We start from the raw sequence: 3,690 nt of genomic DNA, 5'->3' as shown, positions 1-3,690 counted from the left end.
CATAGGTATCTACACATTTATCGTGATACCTGTTATTACTTTGCAGAATGATTTCAACCTATCTGTTGGCGGGATTGACTCTCGCCTTACCCGCCGATATCAGACGCTGGTTAAACAGCATATGACGCCCGCGGCTCTTCTTGCTTCTGCGGTTAAAGACCTCGCAAGTGCTCAAAAATCAACTTTCGCAACTACCCAAGCTGTCTGGCGTTTTCTGAATAATAAGCGAATTAGCTTCAGTCAACTCAATGAGCCAATTATTTCGCTAGCACTTGAGCAAATTTCGCTTAGCCCGCATCCATACGCTCTCGTTGTTCATGATTGGTCACGTTTACAATTTCTTTACCATCATGCCAAATACGGACGCTTAAAAATGACGCACGGTGGCGATGTTGGATATGAACTTCAAAGCAGCTTGCTGGTTGATGCTGGCACGGGTTTGCCAATAGCGCCTCTATCTCAGACACTTACCGATGCAACCGGTTGTCATTCAACGTTGGCGGAAGGACTGTCCGAACGGCAGACACATATGGACGCCTTGACGACCGATATTGCCCGTGTGGAATCGCTTAATATAGGTAAAAAGCTGATTCATATAATTGATAGAGAGGGTGACTCTATTGGACATATGCGGACGTTGAGTACTCAAGGAATATGCTGGCTTATCCGAGGAAAAGAAGGACATGGTGCAGAGTGGCAAGGTAATTCATTGAAAATTGGTGAGATTGCTGCTCTTCTGCCATACAACGGATGCGGACAGGTAGACTGGAAAGGGAAAAAAGCTGATATGGAAATCAGTGAAACCTCGATAGTCATAACCCGAGCTGCGCAGCAGAAGCGTAAAGATAAAGAAACCGGCCGCCGCATAAAAATCCAACCTGGAGAGCCTCTGACGGTCAGATTGGTTGTTGTTCGGCTTACGGATGATCTCGGTAATGTGGTGGGACGCTGGACGCTGCTTACAAACGTTTGCAGCGAGATCACCTGCGAGGAAGTAGCTCGTTGGTATTACTGGCGCTGGAATATTGAATCATTTTTTAAGTTGCTGAAAGGTGCCGGACATGACGTAGAAACATGGCTTCAGCGCAGCGCGCCAGCCGTACTACGCAGGTTGTTAATAGCCAGTATGGCTGCTGTTCTGGTATGGCGGCTGCAACGCGCTGAAGGAGAAGAAAATGCGGCAGCCCGCCAGCTGATATGTCGCTTGTCAGGACGACAGCAAAAGCGAGGCCGCAGAGAGAGCGCTCCTGCTCTGCTCGCTGGCCTATCCATCTTGTTGAATACACTAAAATTATTATCGGAATATAGTCTGGAAGAACTTACTCATTTAGCGAGAGTTGCTCTTAAGCCTCCTCCCTGATGTGTAGATACCTATGCCTATACCGGGCAAGATATTCTATTTAGCGACGGCACCAGCGTGCTCGGTGCCGATAACAAAGCCGCCATAAGCGTGATTATGACCCTATTGGCGAATTTGACGCCCACGACGCCCCATGGCGATATTGTGATCGCATTTGTCCCTGATGAAGAAATAGGCTTGCGGGGCGCCAAAGCGCTGGATCTCAGCCGGTTTGCGGTCGATTTCGCCTACACCATTGATTGCTGTGAACAAGGAGAGGTGGTGTATGAAAACTTTAACGCCGCCGCGGCCACGGTGGTTTTTACCGGCGTGAGCGCGCACCCGATGGCGGCCAAGGGTGTGATGGTCAATCCCATTTTGATGGCGCATGATTTTATCAGCCGCTTCGACCGCGCCCAGACCCCCGAATGTACCGCATTGCGCTAGGGGTATATCTGGGTCAACGGCATGAGCGCCAATGCGCATCAGGCCACGCTTTCCCTGGCGGTGCGTGATTTTGACCTGCAAGCGTTTCACGATCGCAAACAGCAGATCCACGCGGCAGCGGCTGAAATAGGCCGGCGTTATCCTGCTGGGAATGTCACGGTCACCCTTAATGATGTCTACGGTAATATCAGTAATGCGCTAGGCGAAGACCGACGCGCCATTGATTTGCTGTTGCGGGCACTGGCGACACTGGCGATTGTGCCGAAAATCATTCCCATGCGCGGTGGCACCGACGGTGCGGCGCTGTCGGCCAAAGGGGTATTCACCCCTAACTATTTTACCGGCGCCCATAATTTTCATTCGCGCTTTGAGTTTTTGCCCGTCAGCGCCTTTGTAAGCAGTTATTTGCTGACCCGACAAATTTGCCTGCTTGCCGCCACGGAACATTAAGCGGTCATTGGCCCGCCGCCCGCAGCATCAGGCGCGGGCGACAATAAACAGGTAGAAGAGGATATCCGTCGTATCATGCCACTCGTTATTTCGCGTAATAGCGCCACCTTGTTAGGCGGCGCGGCGATTTTACTTTGGAGCACCAGCGTCGCGCTCATTCGCGATATCAGTGAAGCGCTAGGCGCATCGGGCGGCGCTGCGATGCTTTATAGCGTAAGCACGGTGTTTTTATTACTGCTTATTGGCTGGCCGAAACTGCGCGGCTGTTCCCGCAGTTATTTTTTCTGGGGCGGTCTACTGTTTGCGGCGTATGAAATTTGCCTGGCGCTGTCGCTGGGCTATGCCAGCGATCGTGGCCAAGCGATTGAATTGGGCATGATCAACTATTTGTGGCCTTGTTTAACCGTGATGTTGGCAATCATGATGAATGGCCAGCGCGGCGGACCAGCGGTGTATGCCGGGTTATTGCTTTCTCTCTTCGGCATTGGATGGTTAATGTGCGGCGACGGGACCTGGACGCCGTTACATATGCTGCACAATATCAGACAAAATCCGCTGAGCTATACTCTCGCGTTTTGCGGGGCCATCATTTGGGCACTTTATTGTAATGTGACACGGAAATACGCCGGCGGCAAAAATGGCGTGGCGTTGTTCTCTTTAGCCACCTCCTTGCTGTTGTGGCTGAAATATGGATTTAGCCATGAAGCAGCACTGGTATTCACCAGTACGGTCGTCCTCCAGCTGACTGTTACCGGCGCCGTCATGGGTGCGGCTTACGCTGCATGGAACATCGGCATTATTCAGGGCAATATGACGCTTTTAGCCACTGCCTCTTATTTCACGCCCGTGTTTTCAGCCGCATTCGCCAGTCTATGGTTGGGCGTCGATTTAACCCCCGCGTTTTGGCAGGGGGTCGTAATGGTCTGCGCGGGGTCGCTTATTTGCTGGTGGTTTACCCGCCGTGCGTGATACGCCCTGAGGAAAGTCGTGCAGCGCCGGCGGTTAGCGCGGGCACGCCAGAACTCCCTGAAAAGTCAGAGCAAAGGGAAGCCAGGGGGTTCTGTTTAGGCCATTAGTTAATAGCCAAAGGTTAATTCTTTTCCAATCATATGCCTATTGCGTTTATCGCCATCTCGCGCTATCGCCCCTCTGGCGAAAGAATGAACGGCTGACTACGCTTTCAGCATTGATGACGCGATAGATCCCGTTGTCAATATCAAAGCACAACACGGGTTGTTGCTTATGACACTCTGTCATGATCATTAATGGAGGCTATTATGGCTGAACATCGCAGCGGTTCCGGAAATTTTGCTGAAGATAAACAAAATGAATCACCCCGGATAAATTAGAGTCTATACTTTAAAAGTGGAGGTCTCTATGACAACGACCAAACGTTACTCTCCGGAAGTCCGTGAACGGGCAGTTAATCTAGTGCTGGAAACTCAGCATGAGCA

2 protein-coding genes and 1 pseudogene are annotated in these 3,690 nt (G+C 51.1%); all 3 read left to right on the top strand.

Features of this window, described 5'->3' with window-relative positions; translation table 11 throughout:
• Positions 1-1,360 (top strand): flagellar biosynthesis protein FlhF (locus tag CINSTRO3249_RS13960; protein ID WP_254304262.1); only part of this gene is annotated, 1,360 nt, incomplete at its 5' end.
• 18 nt (positions 1,361-1,378) lie between these two features.
• Positions 1,379-2,236 (top strand): annotated as a pseudogene (locus CINSTRO3249_RS13955) (peptidase T); the annotation flags it as partial.
• A 75-nt stretch (positions 2,237-2,311) separates the two neighbouring features.
• Positions 2,312-3,205 carry an aromatic amino acid DMT transporter YddG gene (gene yddG, locus CINSTRO3249_RS13950; RefSeq protein WP_074013711.1) on the top strand — a complete coding sequence of 298 codons (894 nt, stop codon included), beginning with the start codon at positions 2,312-2,314 and terminating at the stop codon, positions 3,203-3,205.
• Positions 3,206-3,690 lie beyond the last annotated feature (485 nt).

The sequence above is a fragment of the Candidatus Sodalis sp. SoCistrobi genome (genome assembly GCF_900143145.1).
Taxonomy (GTDB): Bacteria; Pseudomonadota; Gammaproteobacteria; order Enterobacterales; family Enterobacteriaceae; genus SoCistrobi.
Note: the sequence above shows the minus strand (reverse complement) of the source record. Positions and strands in the feature narration are given on the sequence as shown.

What these genes read in the sequence shown, in the direction of transcription:
- yddG (WP_074013711.1), top strand. Translation starts at nt 2,312, where the DNA reads ATGCCACTCGTTATTTCGCGTAATAGCGCCACCTTGTTAGGCGGCGCG.